The following is a 15,947-nucleotide window of genomic DNA, read 5'->3' as shown; positions in this document are numbered from 1 at the left end:
ATTATTAAAAAAAAGAATACAGTACTACCATGATCAGTAAGAGCAGGCCGGACAACACCTTGTAGTTTCCCATGCCGGTCCAGCCTGGGCGGGTCAGGGGCTGAAACGGGTTCTTCCAAAACAGGGCTTTGCTTTCCGCGGTATGCTCAAATGGCGCAATCAGAGAAATGCTCACCTGCAATAAAACACAGATGCAGAACAGGTAAAATGCCGTCATCATAAAGGGTATTTGCCCGATGAGGCTTTCAGGGTAAACCTTGCTGGCAATATAAACCGCTATGCCCAGCAGCGATCCTATCCAAAGCGTGTACTGGGCCGATTTAGGTGAGGCTCCACCCCAGAATATACCGAGCAGGAAAACGCAGGTGATTGGGGGAGCAATATGGGCGATCACGTCATTCAACCCGATAAACAAGCTTTCATAGCTGTTTAATAAAGGCAGGAGCAAAATGGAAATAACCAGGCAGATCGCCGCGGATACCCGTCCCACCTTTACCAGTTTTTTGTCGCTGGTCTCCGGGTAAACGCGTTTAAATATGTCATAACTTACCAAGGTAGAAATGGAATTGAGGGCACCCGAGACCTGGCTCATGATACCCGAAAGCAGCGCGGCTACCACGATGCCAATCAGACCCGCGGGTAAAAGCTGTACGATCATTAAGGTATAAATTCCCTTGCTGTTTACCACAGCTGCTCCGGAGGAATCAATCGAGGTGATGGATTCCAGGTTTAAAACTCCCTTTTGTGCAAGGGCGTAAGCGAACAGACCGGGCAGTACAAAAATAAAAACGGGCAGTATTTTGATAAATCCGCAAAACAGGGCCCCGGCCCGCGCATGATTTTCATCTTTCGCACCAAGTACGCGCTGCACAATAGTTTGGTCAGCGCACCAGTACCAGATGCCGAGTATCGGATAACCGAGGAATATGGAATACCAGGGCATACCGCTATCATCGCCCGCAGGACGCAGCATCGATAAACGGCTCATCTCATTATTTGATTCCAACACCGCCGTCATCGCACTCCACCCTCCCATCTGGTTCCAGCAGGCAGCGGTGATGATGACAGCCCCGAGTACCAGCACGATCGTTTGGATGGATTCAGTAATTACAACCGCCGAAAGGCCGCCTAAAATCGTATAAATACCCACCAGAACGGTAATTCCAATAATGCTGACATACATGTTTACGTTAAACAGGGTCTCCAGCACGATACCTCCGGCCAGCAGGGAAAACGCGATATGTATAATGACAGCGGAAAATATGGAAATAATCGTGAGCCAGTCCCTGCTGGCCCGGTTGTACCTTCTTTCCAAAAAGTCAGGTAAAGTGGCAACTCCGGACTTAATATAAAAAGGTACGAAAAACAAGGCTAGAAGGATAAGTGTAAAAGAAGCCATCCATTCAAAATTCCCGTTAAGCAGCCCCGAATCAAACCCTGACTGCGCAAGACTGACCAGGTGAACACAGGAAATATTGGTAGCAAATAAGGCAAGTCCGATCGTAGGCCACCGCAGGGTTTTTCCCGCCAGGAAGTAAGTACCCGACACGCTTCCACCCGATCCGGCCTTTCTCATACTTGCCCATAAACCCACGGCGACGATCCCCAGGATATAAATGCCGCTAATGAAAACATCCAGGTTGCTGATCATTTCAAAAGCGCCTAACGGTGTAAGTGAGTATTGGGTAACTGAATTCCATATCGAAACGAGATTAATAACAAAAATACAGGGTTCAAAAAAAGCGCGCTCTTCCTATCTTAACACTTTTCGGCACTATTTACCCGGGTAGTACTGCCGGTCACCGGTCAGCATGAGGCTGGTACCTTATCTCACTCGCATACCAGTTCACGCCATCGGCTTTCTGAACCGGAATAACGGTAAACATCCATTTAGGCGGAGCATGCCAGTCGGGCAGATCAAATGCAGCTAGCGGCAGTTTCACCAATATGCTGTTCCATCCTTTTTTCACGTTTACGATTGCCGGGCGCCGGAAGTAGTAGCCTTCGTCAACTAAGGGCTCTTCCAACAAACCCATTGGGCGGCCGGGATATGCCCATTCCGGGGGATCGAGTACCAATCCGTTTATCCAAAGCTTGCTTTTCTTATAGTCCCACTCACCCGTAGGCGGGGTGGCGTCCGCTCCGGACCGGGCAATATTGAGAAACTCAGCCCATATATGTATGGTAGTATCGGCCCCGGACCAGAATCTTGTGAATGCATACCAGGTGGTGTTGACTTTTGGGGCCGGTATCCAGGTACTGACAGGCGAATCATACGTGTGGTGCCAGAGATAAACCGTTCCGCCAGTAGCATTAACGGCGGCAAGGGAATCCTCAGGAGATACGCCCTCCGCTTCAGGCCAAAAGGAAGCAGTCACGTCGCCGTGGTTTTCAAAAGGGCCAAAAAGCTTCCACTTGATAGCTGTCTGCGCGACATAAGGGAAGGGCAGATTCCGGAAATAGTTTTTCTTATGAGTGATCAGACGCTTTTCAAACGCGGCGAAATCTTTCGCACGCGCCGACGAGTCAGGACCAATATCAGCGGCTTTGCCCGGATACCCGCCGCCTTTCCAGCTTCGCTCCGAAAACGCGAGCATACTTGGATAGACCGCGTTCATTCTCAGGTGGTCTGTTTCCTGTTCTACCCGCCGGTCATCCCATAAACATATTTCGGCGCCGAGCAAGCTGCTGTCACCATGTTTTTTCCCCCCAAACTGACGCTGAAAAATGGAAGGCACCCCTGATTGCGGGGCCATATCGCTTAGATAAAGGTACCGGGACTCAATATGCCTCAGGGATCCCTTTCCGATATCATGTTCGCCTTCGTCTTTCCATAACTGCCGGATCGTACGATCGTCATAATTGCCGCCGGGGGACCATCCAACTACTTCCTTCTTATATTGGTGAATCAAACTGGTGACTTCCGGAAGGAAGTGCTGGTTCCGGATAGCAACTTCATCTGCACCAATGTGTATATAGGGAACATCATAGGTTTCGCAAACCTCTGAAAGAATGCCCTTTACAATTTCCAGGCCCTTGTCGGTTTGCATGTCCACGCCCATTGCGCGGGTAAAGGCGGCGCTGTGCCCGGGCATGTCAAGTTCAGGTACCAGGGTAATAAAGCGATCTTTACAATATTGGATCAGCTCCTTCATCTCATCAATGCTGTAATACTTCCCTTTATTCCGGGTCATTGATTTTGCCGAAGTCAGTGCAGGATAGGCTTTAATCTGTAAACGCCAGGCAACGTCTTCTGTCAGGTGAAAATGAAAAACGTTTAACTTATACCTGGACATAATATCGATTTGCTGTTTTAACAGCTCCAGGGATTGATAATTCCGCCCTACGTCTACCATGTATCCCCGCCATTTGAAAGCGGGGTAATCGGTTATATGGCAGCCTGCTATCATTCCGGTATTAAAGTCGGTCAGCTGATAAAGTGTCTGTATCCCGTTAAATATTCCGTGTTCGGTATTCGCTGTCAGTACAACTTTGTTCTTTTTGACCTCCAGGCGGTAGGCTTCTTCCGCCTGAAAGGGAGCTTTTACGCTCCCAAGCCTTAGCTCAATTAAATAATTATCTCCCCTACCCACACGTATCGGAATGGATATGCAATCGGATGCAAGCCGGGCCTGCAGGATCTCCGCCACTTGCAGCAAACGCTTGTCTTCGATAAGGATACCCTTGCTCCTGTCCAGCGGGAAATGCTCACCCGACCATTTCAGTGACTGAGGTTCGGGAATAAGGGACGGCATTTGCACCGGCTCTGCACCGCCCCTCATCTGCAGCAGGCCGGCGTGCGCTGTCATGCCCTGCGCAAAAAAGAAAGCAGAAACGGTTAAGAAAGTTAAAAACGTTTTAAACATAACTTACCCTTGTGTCAGTTAACAAACAGCTTACCGGAAAGCGGATAGTTTCCTGAACTATCTTTTACGCGCATTTCAAGATGGCGGCCTCCCCCGGCGTCAAAGTATTGAAGTCGTATTTTATGGTAGCCTTTCCGAAGGGGTACTGTTCCCGCTCCCTCGGTCACGCTGTGTTCCCCGTCATTTTCTATGAGCAGCTCGTCGTTTAAATAGCAGACGGCACCGTCGTCCGACCGGATACTGAAGGTATAGATATCGTCTTTCGCGGCCAGGAAGTAGGCTTCGTACACAACACCCATCGGCCTCCGGCTTAAAGGTTCTATACCAAAATCTCCAAGTACTCCGCTGGTGTCGGCTTTCTCCAGCTGGATGTCCTTTGCTAAAGGTAACCGACCGTATTCAGCCTTGAAGGAAACACCCTGCTCTTCCGGATGTATCTTTAAAGCGGGCCGGTAGGTTTTTCGCGTAAAGGTGGCCGTATACACACTGCTTGTCCTGCCCGATGGCAACACCACAACGGTCTTCAGCCGCGCCGGCTTCCCGCTGGTCAGCGAAAGTTTGAATGGTTTTACATATTTCCGGCTGCCGGCGCCCGGCCCGGTGCCATCAATAGTATAGAAAATTTCGGCTCCGGCCACCAGTGGGTCAAGCCGGACGCGCGCTTTCTTTTTCGTGGTAACCAAGTCCTCTAAGCCAGCCGGTTCCGGTATCCTGAAGTTCAGCCCCTCTTTATCTAATGCTGCCAAACGGCCGGGAAGCTTTTGAAGAAAACGGGGGTAGTCCCGGGCTGAAGCCGCCGACCAGGCAACTTCCGATAATGCAAGAGCCCTCGGGTAGGCCATGTACTCCACTTTTTCAGGGGAATGAATAAATTCGCACCATACATTACCCTGAACCCCCTGATAAACCGGGCTTCATCCGGCGACAGCTCGGCGGGTACCGGTTCGTAGGAATAGACTTTTTCCAGGGGAACGAATCCGCCGATGGCCAGCGGCTCGGTTTCGGGCTTTCCCTGGTAGTAGTCAAAATACATAAAATCTGTGGGTGACATTACTACGTCATGTTCCTGCCGGGCTGCGGCAATTCCCCCGCTGATACCCCGCCATGACATGACGGCGGCATTGGGAGCTAATCCGCCTTCCAGAATTTCATCCCATCCTATAATGCTTTTGTTTTTGGTCTGGAGAAATTTCTCTATGCGCTTAATGAAGTAACTCTGCAGTTCGTGTTCATCCTTCAGCCCTTCCGCCTTCATTCTTGCCTGGCATTTAGGACAGGCTTTCCACCGTGCCTTAGGAGCTTCATCTCCCCCAATGTGAATAATCTGGCTGGGGAACAGGGCGGCTACCTCAGACAAAACGTCTTCCAGAAAATGAAAGGTCGCTTCGTTCCCGGCACAGAAAATATCCTGCCGGATGCCCCAGTAAAGCGGCATCTCAAAGGGTCCGCCCGTGCATGAAAGCTCGGGGTAAGCGGCCAGGGCGGCCAGGCTATGGCCGGGCATTTCAATTTCAGGAACGACGGTTACATAACGCTGCTTCGCATAGGCTACCACCTCCCGGATCTCCTCCTGCGAATAGTATCCACTGTGAGGGGTCCGGTCTACGTCCTCGCGACTGTGGCTGCGCTGCGTTCCTTCTCTTGTAGCACCTATTTCGGTAAGGCGGGGATATTTTTTTATTTCTATCCGCCAGCCATGATCCTCTGTGAGATGCCAATGAAACGTGTTCATTTTATGCATCGCCAGATAGTCAATAAACTTTTTAATAAAATCAACCGAATAGAAGTATCGTCCGGCATCCAGCATCATCCCCCTCCATACGAATCGCGGTTTATCAATGACTGATACGGACGGAATGGCAAACGCTGATCCGGCGCGCAAATCCCGGGGAAGCAATTGATACAGGCTTTGCACACCATAAAATATCCCCTGCGGTGTATTTGCCTTGATCGTAATGCTTTCCGGCCGGACGTTAAGGGAATAGCCCTCTTCTCCAAGGCTGTCAGCAGCGCCGGCCATTGTTAGAAAAATAGCGTTGGAAACGCCTGCCGGGACCCCACCGGTCAGGGGCAGATTCGTCAACCGCAAGTGCAAGCCTGCATGTAAGGAGAAATGTGCGGCAAGTTGCTCTCCGATCGCTTTCAGCTCCGGGCTTTGCCCATCAACATATATTCTGCTCTGACTGCTTAGTGTGAAATCGCCCTTCTGCATTTGCAGTTGCAAAGGCTCCGGGATAACCAAGACTTCTCCGATACGTATATTCCTGTCCTGGGCAATAAGCGCGGACGAGCTGAACAAACATATCAGAATCACGGAACGAAAAAACAGTTTCTTTTTCATATCCTGCTAATATGCTATTTCTATAATAGAATATACATTCACCGGAGGAACATCCACCAGGATGCGCTGGTCCCGGTAGTCAAACTCCAGCCGTTTTCCTTCGGGCTGTAATGTGACGGCTTTCGGCTTGCCAGCCGATTTGATATCCACGCTCAGCGGATTGGATGGCGATACCTGGTTATAACCGTACACTTTGCCGTTAAAATGAGCCCCGTCAGCGTTGATCAGGTGTACGAGTGCCTTTTCGTTTTTTTTCCCTAAAACCACATGGATTTTTTCGCTTCCCCTTACCCTCACTCCTGCATCGGGGTTAAGTTCCGCTAATACATTGTTTACGATCTTATTGTAAACAGGGTGCCGCGAGGTATTATAGGGGCCGGACATATCCATGTAAAGACCGGCTATTTTGCCCTCTCCGTATGCTGCGACGGTAGCAACCGGAAAATCAGTGGCAAACCGGTAATCTCGCTGGTAGTAAACATGCCCAATCTCTTTTGTTCCTTCCTTTGGGAGGACTTTCTGCCAGGCGGTTCTTATCCCGGTGATCCCATTCATTTCCGGATCTCCGATGTTAAACTGCTTTGTACTGTCGGATCCGCTGAAGGTCACACCAAGGTAAGGTTCAAACTGCTTCACGGCTTTAGCACCTATCACAAAAAGATTACCGCCGTTCTTCACGTACGCAAGCAGCCTGCTTTTCAGGGAAGCATCGTAATGGTCCCACTCTGGAATAACGATCACGGGGTATTTTTCCATCCGCTCCCGCATATGATGGTCCATAAGAATTTCCACGGAATGCTGACCGTCCATAAACAGGTTGTTGAGCCCTTCCATATTAGATCCCCAGCCGTACACGCCCGCATTGTACTTCTTCCATCCTTCTCCTGAATACCATAAGGCAATTTCCGGAGTGACCGAGCTGTTCTGGCAATAAGGTTGCCTTTCCCTGCAAAATTCGGCTAGTTGGGCCATTGCATCCACGTCGATACTGTTTTGAAAGGAGCCGTCCCTGTTTTGCTGAAAATAAACCTGGAAACCGCCGCCTACCGCCATTACTTCGGCGGCTTCCTGCTGCAGCTGCACAAGGGATTTGGGGCTATGAATACCTCCCGAAAAATCCAGGGGTACAAAACCCCAGGCCATTAAATCCCATGGTTTGCCTTGCAAAGCAAGACACCGGGCCTGAAATGCGGCACTGTAGACACAGTTCTGACCCGAGACATCCCCGGAAAGAAAGTCGACGTCCACATCCACTTCTTCAGGCATCATGGAAGAAAAAGCCCAATTACTCGCTATTTGAAATCCTGGTTTATATGCGTGAATGGCATCAATATAGTGTTTCAGGTACTGCTTATACGCCAGCCGGTTATATTCAAGCCATTTTGAATAGTTCGGATCATCTGCCGTGACAGGGGCCGACTCAAGCCCCGTGGCTTTTTTAAAGCCATTTACGACTTCTTCGGAGTAATCCGGACCGGTGGCCCAGCAATCCCCGTCGATCCATACTCCGTCTATCGCATAGTTATCAATCATCTCTTTAAGCTGCGGGATCATTAATTTGTCAGAATAAGGGCCCAGATAAGCGGCCCTTCCCGGAACCTTGGAACCATCCGCGTTTACCCTTGCCCATTCCGGGTGAACGCTGATGGCTTTATCGTCCATGATACCTGAATAATGCACATAAAGAGCAATGTTGAATTCATCAGTAACCTCCCGCCACAATTTCATCGGATCCTTCGAAAAGCTTCCGGGAGAATAACCTGTTTTAGTCGGGTAGCTGGAAAATCCGGGATGCCCCTTGCTGTCGATCTGAACGTAATCCGGGTTTGTACGTCTTAAAAACGTTGTCAGCACTTCTTCATCAAAATACTTCCCTAATTCCTTATCATTTGCCGTGGCATGAAAATCAAAATGGAAACCGAAAAAGCTTTCTGAACGCCTCAGCTTTTCCTGTGCGCTAAGCAATAGCGGAAGGCTTAAAAAAATGAAGGCAACAGTAAACGTGATTGCTTTTTTAATCATTAGGATACCTCTGTTATGTGAATGAATAATTTTTATGCGGCCGTCGTCACCTTAATAAGCCCCCTTGAAATTGACTTCCATAATATGAACCCCCGCCCCTGATGAAGGAACGCTGTTACCAGACCAATTTTCCAGCATCCTGAACCGTATATATCGCACCGGCTGCGTAATAACGGGAAACTTGAATAGCTCTCCCGCATTTGCATAGTCCCGGTCTGCCTGTGTGACCGGCCCGGACCCTGAGGGCTTAACGGATTCACAGTCCATCAGCTTAGTCCAGCCCGTATAACTACCGTCAGGTGCCGGATCCGTACTTCCCCATACTTCCCATCGTTTGGGGTTTCCAAAACTATAAAGGTAAGGATCGTCACGCCGCTGCCAGATCCGCATTTCCGAAAGTTCAGCGGTGACGCCAAGATCAAACGTAAAGTGATGGGGACTTGAAACTGTTACATCAGTATGGAAGCCTTCGCCCTCTCCAAATCTGCCGTCCCACATGTACGGAAGCAGCCAGCCATAGGCACTAGGTGCATCGCCCGGCAGTATATACTCCCTGAACTTGCTTTTATCCAAATCAGGATAAGTCACCGGAGGCGCGGATACGGTTGTATAGGCCGCGGCGAAAACATCCACCATATTCGACTGAGGAGAAAAGAGCGTGCGATAACGAAAATCCGTACCAGGTTTGTAGTCTGCAATCAAGGTGAGCGATTCGTCTTTTCCAACAAACAGCTGCGCCGGATTTCCGTTCTTGTCGGTATAGTTCAGCTCCAGCCCCCGTTCGTTTTCCTCAGGCCCGTGCCATTCGATGGTTGTCGTCCCGTCTGCCCCGTACAACGTAGCCGCGTTCTTCAGCGCCCTGTTATGCAGGGTACTGAGATAACTCTCCCCATACGCAGTCCCCTGAACCTCTGTGACTACTGAAATATTATCGTCTTCATCACGGGTAAATACTTCAAAGTTAAAGGTCGCCTCTTCCAACTCTTCAATGAGGATTTTAATCGTATCCTCTAATACCCGGGTTTTCTGAACGGGCACCTCCAGTTTAGTGCTTTTATTGTTCCAAAAAACCTCCACCCTTGTAATATTGGGATCGGGAAGTACCAGGGCAAGCTGTATCCGGTTCAATCCGGCATAAGAAATTATGGTGTCAGGCGTGCCGGGGTATTTTACTTCGCCGTTCGGGATGTATTGTTTATACGCATCTTCCTTGCTGCAGGAGCAAACTCCACAAACCACAGCAACCCAGAAAAAACAATACAGAAAAGATTTCTTTCTATATATATGCATAGCATTAATTACTTGAACCCCAAAATTCTATTTCGATGATATGAAGAGCGTCAGACCCACCCCAGGTTTCAAGGGTCTTGATTCGTATATAACGCATAGGCGGAGTGCCCGGCTGAAAGGAAAACTCTTCACCTGCGGCGACTTTTGCCAGATCCTCATCGCTGTTGTCGCCCAGCGGCCTTCCCGAGGGCTTCACCGACTCACAGGCAAGCAACCTGGTCCAATTGTCCCAGCTGCCGTCCGTTGCCGGATCATTACTGCCCCAGACCTCGAACTTCCTGGGATTCCCTGAGTTGAACGTATAGAAACCTCCGCGCTGATAAATTTTAAACCTGCTCAGCGAAGCGTTGACGCCAAGGTCAAACGTGAACCATTGCGGAAAACCTGAACCAGGAGCCGTGTGAAACCCGGGATCGTCAATGCTTGTATGCGTCAGTATCCTGTCATTCCATAGATTAGGCATCGCCCAGCCGTATCCTTCCGGCGCGTCGGTTGGCAGATTCAGCGCCCTGAACTTATCCTTTGCTAATTTCTCCTCAAAAACCGGAGTTAGCGTTTTTATAAGAGTATCGGAACGATTATCCCACCGGTCGCGGAGGTAGACGCCGAACTTCCTTGGCTCCGGTTCGTATCCGCGCAAGGCAAACGCGCCGGAAATTTGCTGCGTATAATAGGTTTCCGCTGTCACCCAGTCCCCGGTATCATCCATCGCAAGCATCACCAGGCGTAACTCCGCCTCGGTGGGATTGTTGATTTTCACTAAGGCTCCGCCAAAATCTTCCTCCAGCGTAAGATCGGAAAAAACCGTTTGGACCGTAGGAGGCAATGGGTGTACCGTAACATTGTATGGCGCAGAAGGCTCCTCCGCCCTGTTGACGGTATAAAGCTTCACCTCATAATTTTCGCTTTTACCAAAGCCTTCGATAATAATCTCGTTATTATAAATGGAAGCTTTTTCCAGCCGCAGCTCACCGTTTAAAAAACACTCCGCCTTTACATACAATATGTTTTTATTGGTCGGCTGCGGGTAGGTTATTTTAACCGCACCCGGCAGATTCTCCACCACAGCTTCTGTTAAAGGCGGAGGCACTCCCGTATTTTCACTTGAAGGCCCTATTTCATTCTCCTTACAAGAAGAAAGAAGAAACACGGCGAAACCTACCAGTAACAAATAAAAGTATTTTTTCATGACTTCATATTTAAAGGCCAGGCATTACCAGCCTGGATTCTGCACCAGCTCGTTATCAATAAGTAAATTCCTTGAAGCAATGGGCCAGAAATAGTCCCTGTTGCTGAACTTTTTAGTATACAGCGTTTTAACCCGGTAGTACAGCGCCGCTTCCGATTGCTCAATATCCCATCCCTGGATCTGGTTATTATTCAATACTTCCCGCGCTTTCTTCCATCTTCTCAGGTCCCAGAAGCGTTGTCCTTCAAATGCCATTTCAATCAACCGCTCTTGCTGGATAATATCCCGGAGCCCATTCTGAGTAGTATATTTGCTGGGATTCGTCGAGAACTGTTTCCATGATTCCTGCACGGATAGCAACCCTGCTCTTTCCCGGACCAGGTTAAGCCATGTGCATACTTCCTCATAAGGACGCCCGGACTCGTTCAGCGCCTCCGCGTACAGCAGGTACAGATCGGCCAGTCTCATCACCGGCCAGGGATAAGGCACAACGGAATATGCCTGGCCGGAGCCTTCAAGGATGATATTCTGGTAATGCACCAGCTTTTTAGGCCAGTAACCGGTAACGGAATAAAGGGTGCCGACGGTGCGTGAGGCGGACTGTCCCCGCCTGGCCTGCACCACGAAAGGCGAATTATCATCGTATCGTCCCTGGCCATACCACACGCTTCCGTCAAAAGCAAGATCGGCATAAAAACGATTCTCCCGGTCAAAATGAAGCGCTACGGTCTGATAACCTGGCTGTAGATTATACTTCTCGGCCTCCGTGGCCGTTCTTAAGGCATAACGGCCGTCATAGTCCCAGGTCCGGTCTTCCTCGATAGGCACACCATTTTTCGTATAGAACAGTTCAGCCATTTTTAAGGGAGGCGCCAGAAGCGAACGCGGTCCCTGGCTGATAATACGCAGCGGATCTATTCGTGCCTGGGCAAGACGCTGAATGTTTTCCGCAAGGCTGTTCGGATTCGCCCAGATAATTTCTGCATTCCACTTTTCAGCAATGCTGTTCCGGATGCTCATTTGAGTAATGGTGGTTTCCGAAAGGGTGTTGCCGGATACCACCGGGGTATAACGGTATAGTTGCAAGCCTGCCTCTTCTGCAGCTAACACTGCCTCTTTACAACTTTCGGCGGCTTTCTCCCATTTAGACTGATCATAAGCGGTGTTGAACAAGGTAGTGCCCTCCTTATCCTTAAAGCCCGTGTAGTCCGTATTTCCGTTGAACAACGGGCTTGCCGCAGCCACCATGATACTGGCTTTTACCGATAAACAAGTTACCCGGCTGATCCTTCCCAGTTCGTTCGCCTCGTCCGTGATCGTTAAAGGCAGGTCGGGCACGGCTTCATCGAGTAAAGATTCGATGTAAGCAAAACAGGAATCGACCGGCTCACGTTTAGCTTTCACCTCATCTACTCCCGCCGAAATCGGCAGGTTTTCTTTAATTAAAGGAACAGGCCCATACAACTTTACGAGCCAAAAGTGATAGTATGCCTTGAGAAACTTTACTTCGGCTATCCAGCGCTTCTTCTCGGCGGACTGCATTCCCGGTACGGCGTCGATATTCTCCAGGAAGATATTACAGTCACGGATAGCCCTGAACATCGGCTTGCCTCCCCTGGAACCGTCCCAGTAGTTTAAAGAAGGATCGAAGGCGCTTTGATTGTCGCGCGCAATCATCTCGAACGGATCGTTAAAATAATACTGGGAATTTTGCGGAAACGGAAGCCAGAACTCATCCCCCGCGGTAAAGGGTACACCGGTTGGCGAACCATGCGCAGGCAAATAGGCATAACAGGTAAAAAGAAACTTCTCCGCTGTATTTCTGCTGCTGAACGCATTTTCAATCGTGGCCACATTGTCAGGAACAACATCCAGGTATTTGCTGCAGGACGCCAGGGCCACGGATAGTAAAAGAACAAGAAATATCTTAATGCATTTCATAACTCAAATTGTTGTCTGTATTGAAACAAAGATTAAAAGGAAACCAGAGCCCCTATATTAAATGTTCTCTGCAGCGGATAGCCCAGGCCGTTTCCTCCCATTTCCACATCCCACAGCTTGAAGCTGCTGATGGAAAAGAGATTCAATCCGTTCAGGTATATCCGCGCATTAGAAAGACGCACTTTGTCCAGCACCTGTTGGGGAAGCGTATACCCGATCTCTAATGATTTGAGTCGAAGAAAAGAGCCGTTTCGCATAAACCAAGTACTCACCTGGGTATTATTCGCGTTTTGCGTTGAACTCAAACGAGGCCACAACGCATATACATTTTTTTGCTCTTCCGACCAGTAATTGTCGGCATACACCTTTAGAAGCTGCGTCTCTCCGACAAACGGGGACGTAGCCACAGGGTCGATCCAAAAGGAAGACCGGGCCGAACCCTGGAAGAAAAACGAAAAATCGAATCTTTTGAAACCGGTGGACAACCCGAATCCGTAGACAATTTCAGGAGTGGTTGGGTGTCCTATCGGAACCCGGTCAAGTTCTGAAATTTGACCATCGCTGTTTACATCATGATACTTTATATCTCCCCCGCCATACGCGCCGAAAGGCTGCCGCGGAGAGTTCTTAGCCTCCTCATCATCTACAAACAGACGCTCGGCAATGTAACCCCAGGTTTGGCTTAAGGGTTTACCAACCTGGCTTAAGTAATCATACGGATAATCGGGTTCTTCAAAAACCTGGAACTCGCTGGTCGCGTAAGTGAAATTAGCACGGCCTTTTATCCAGAAATTATTATTAATAAACTCTGTATAGTCGATCGACGCGTCAATTCCATGTCCGGTGGCTTCACCAACATTAGCCCTTATCGGCGCCGAAAGCCCCATAGACGCAGGGATAAACTCCCGGGTCATCAGAATATTCGACCGGTCCTCACTGAAATAGTCTGCATCGATATTTACCTTATCAAACAGGGAGATTTCAAACCCGATATTGGTTTTCCTGGCTTTCTCCCATGTGATGTCCCGGTTTGAATACCTCGACACCGTTACGCCTGACCGGTAATAGGTATAATCGCGGCCAAAGTAAGCCCCGTATCCTGTAGCATTCATGTCTACATTTGACAGGTAGAAAAAACGGTCCTGGTCACTTCCGATGGCATCATTACCCACCAAACCATAAGTAGCACGCAGCTTCAGCTTTGATATAACCGGCAACAGCGGTTCCCAGAACGATTCATTGGAAAGATTCCAGGCGATTCCGGCCGAAGGGAAAAATCCGAACCGGTTTGTTTTATAAAATCGTTCCGAGCCGTTATAGCCGAAGTTAAATTCTCCGTAGTACCGGTTATCGTAAGAATATGTGAAACGTCCCGATACGCCGGAATTTCTGAAAGGAAGCGAAGACTGGAGATCACCGGCATTGCCCACAAGGCTGTTCCTGGCAATAAAAACCAGCATACTGCTCACATTATGCTTTTCTTTGAAGGTATTATTATAATTGAGAGCAGCCTCCAGGTATACAGAAGAACGTACGTCTTTTTGGCCTTCGGAGTAATCAAGGTACTCGGTGCCTGTATCTTCATTTAAGGAAGTCAAGGTATAGCTGTCGATTCTGCGGTCGTATGAACCAATTGCGTAATAAAAAGGAACATAAGCCCGGGACACATCAAAATAGGAATACCTTGATGTATTAAACAGCGCCCGCATGGAAAGCCCTTCAGCCAAAAATCCCAAATTCTGCTTTACTTCGAATTGGCCATCCATTTTCGAACTGGAGTAATCTTTGTACCCTCTGAGCAGGTTTGCATAAGGATTAATATAACTGGCGTCACCACTATTACCGAAAGCTACATGTTTGATATGGCTGTTGGCTTCATCGGGCATAAAATATGCCGGGAACAGTACGGGATTAGCGTGCATCGCCTGCCAATACATATCCGCTCCGCCATTGATGGGCCCGTTATAGTCATCGAAATTCCCGGAAAGCCTGACAACGGCTTCGGTAGTAGGTGTAAGATTAATATTTACGTTCGACCGTAAAGAATATGTTTTAAGGTCGATATTGCTGTTAAAGTCAAACTTTCTGTCCACTTTCAGGTTACCGTTATCCTGGTTAAAAGTTCCCGCCAGGTAATAACGGGCAACCTTTCCACCGCCGCTTGCATTTAAATTGAAGCGTTGATTTACTGTGTAATCGTTAAATAATTCATCATACCAATTGACCGCGGGATAGACGTAGGGATTTTCGCCGGCGATCGTATTATCAATCTTGCTTTGCGGGTACGGGAGGTTTCCACCGGGATTCCTGGTTAGCACAGCTTCATTTGCCAGGTTCATATAGGTAATCGGGTCAGCCAGCGCAATATTTCTGGTGGCCATGGAAACCGAATTTTCCGCTCTCAGCGAAATGTTCATTTTCCCTTCCTTCCCTTCCTTTGTCGTGATCAGGATAACGCCGTTCGCACCTCTGGCTCCGTATAAAGAGGTAGCCGTGGCGTCTTTCATAATAGAGAAATTGGCGATATCGTCGGTTTGAAGCCGGGCCAGATCGGTACTGCTTACCTCGATACCGTCGATCAGGATAAGCGGATCCTTTTTATATCCGAATGTGGTAACTCCCCGAATAAAAAAGTCCGCGTTATCCGCGCCAGGCTCGCCGCTTCGCTGGTAAGCTATTACTCCCGAGATCCGCCCCGCAAGGGCCGTTGTCAGGTTGCTTGCGGGTATTTTCAGTTCGGAAGGCGTAATGGAGGAAACAGCACCTACTACATCCTGCTTCTTTTGTTTTCCGAATGCGACCACGACCACATCTTCCAACGCAGTCACGTCTTGCTTTAACACCACATTAATTTCGGTTTGATTTCCTACCGCCATCTCCAGTGACTGGTAACCCACCATGCTAAAGACCAGAATAATGTCACCATCAGGTATGTCAAGAATAAAACGACCGTTCATATCGGAAACCGTTCCTACTCCAGGCTGCCCCTTGACGGCAATCATTACCCCGGGCAGCGCTCCCGTTGAATCCCTTACAGTACCCTTAATTTCCCGGATCAAAGCGTCTTCCCGAACGTCTTTCAGAACTCGTTTTCCTGGCAGGAGGACCGTGGCGAACGAAGCTTCCCGCCGCTCCGGCATAGAATATTGCGCTGGTTCCTCCGCTGTATAATGCCCGAATACAGTGCTGCAATGAAGATGCATTATCAGAAAAATACTTAAAAGCATCATTTTCTTACAGCCGCCATCAGAAAATGAAAATACATGAGTAAAATATTGATTCATACAACAATTCAGTT

8 protein-coding genes and 1 pseudogene are annotated in these 15,947 nt (G+C 49.0%); all 9 read right to left on the bottom strand.

Annotation, left to right across the window (positions count from 1 at the left end; all coding sequences use genetic code 11):
- Positions 1 to 4 precede the first annotated feature (4 nt).
- Positions 5 to 1,651, bottom strand: coding sequence for a sodium:solute symporter (locus FRZ59_RS12410; RefSeq protein ID WP_132128734.1), 1,647 nt, complete (start codon positions 1,649 to 1,651; stop codon positions 5 to 7).
- A gap of 148 nt (positions 1,652 to 1,799) precedes the next feature.
- Entirely contained in the window at positions 1,800 to 3,809 is a 2,010-nt protein-coding gene (locus FRZ59_RS12405; RefSeq protein WP_158640627.1) for a beta-N-acetylhexosaminidase, read from the bottom strand.
- 71 nt (positions 3,810 to 3,880) lie between these two features.
- A complete protein-coding gene (locus FRZ59_RS12400) occupies positions 3,881 to 4,612 on the bottom strand; it encodes a PA14 domain-containing protein (RefSeq protein WP_158640626.1) in 732 nt (243 codons plus the stop codon).
- 108 nt (positions 4,613 to 4,720) lie between these two features.
- Positions 4,721 to 6,078 (bottom strand): annotated as a pseudogene (locus tag FRZ59_RS12395) (beta-N-acetylhexosaminidase); the annotation flags it as partial.
- 135 nt (positions 6,079 to 6,213) lie between these two features.
- Positions 6,214 to 8,229, bottom strand: coding sequence for an alpha-L-fucosidase (locus FRZ59_RS12390; protein ID WP_132128730.1), 2,016 nt, complete (start codon positions 8,227 to 8,229; stop codon positions 6,214 to 6,216).
- Positions 8,230 to 8,280: 51 nt separating this feature from the next.
- Positions 8,281 to 9,468, bottom strand: a complete 1,188-nt coding sequence (locus FRZ59_RS12385) for a DUF4998 domain-containing protein (protein WP_158640625.1) — start codon at positions 9,466 to 9,468, stop codon at positions 8,281 to 8,283.
- Positions 9,469 to 9,523: 55 nt separating this feature from the next.
- Positions 9,524 to 10,708, bottom strand: a complete 1,185-nt coding sequence (locus tag FRZ59_RS12380) for a DUF5000 domain-containing lipoprotein (RefSeq protein WP_132128726.1) — start codon at positions 10,706 to 10,708, stop codon at positions 9,524 to 9,526.
- Positions 10,709 to 10,732: 24 nt separating this feature from the next.
- Entirely contained in the window at positions 10,733 to 12,649 is a 1,917-nt protein-coding gene (locus FRZ59_RS12375; protein WP_132128724.1) for a RagB/SusD family nutrient uptake outer membrane protein, read from the bottom strand.
- A 32-nt stretch (positions 12,650 to 12,681) separates the two neighbouring features.
- Positions 12,682 to 15,933 (bottom strand): SusC/RagA family TonB-linked outer membrane protein, encoded by a 3,252-nt coding sequence (locus FRZ59_RS12370; RefSeq protein WP_225975051.1) that lies wholly within the window; start codon positions 15,931 to 15,933, stop codon positions 12,682 to 12,684.
- Positions 15,934 to 15,947: the final 14 nt, after the last annotated feature.

Origin of the sequence: Anseongella ginsenosidimutans (assembly GCF_008033235.1) — a bacterium.
In the GTDB taxonomy this organism is placed as follows: domain Bacteria; phylum Bacteroidota; class Bacteroidia; order Sphingobacteriales; family Sphingobacteriaceae; genus Anseongella; species Anseongella ginsenosidimutans.
The sequence above is the reverse complement of the archived record's forward strand: the minus strand, read 5'-3'. Positions and strand labels throughout refer to the sequence as shown.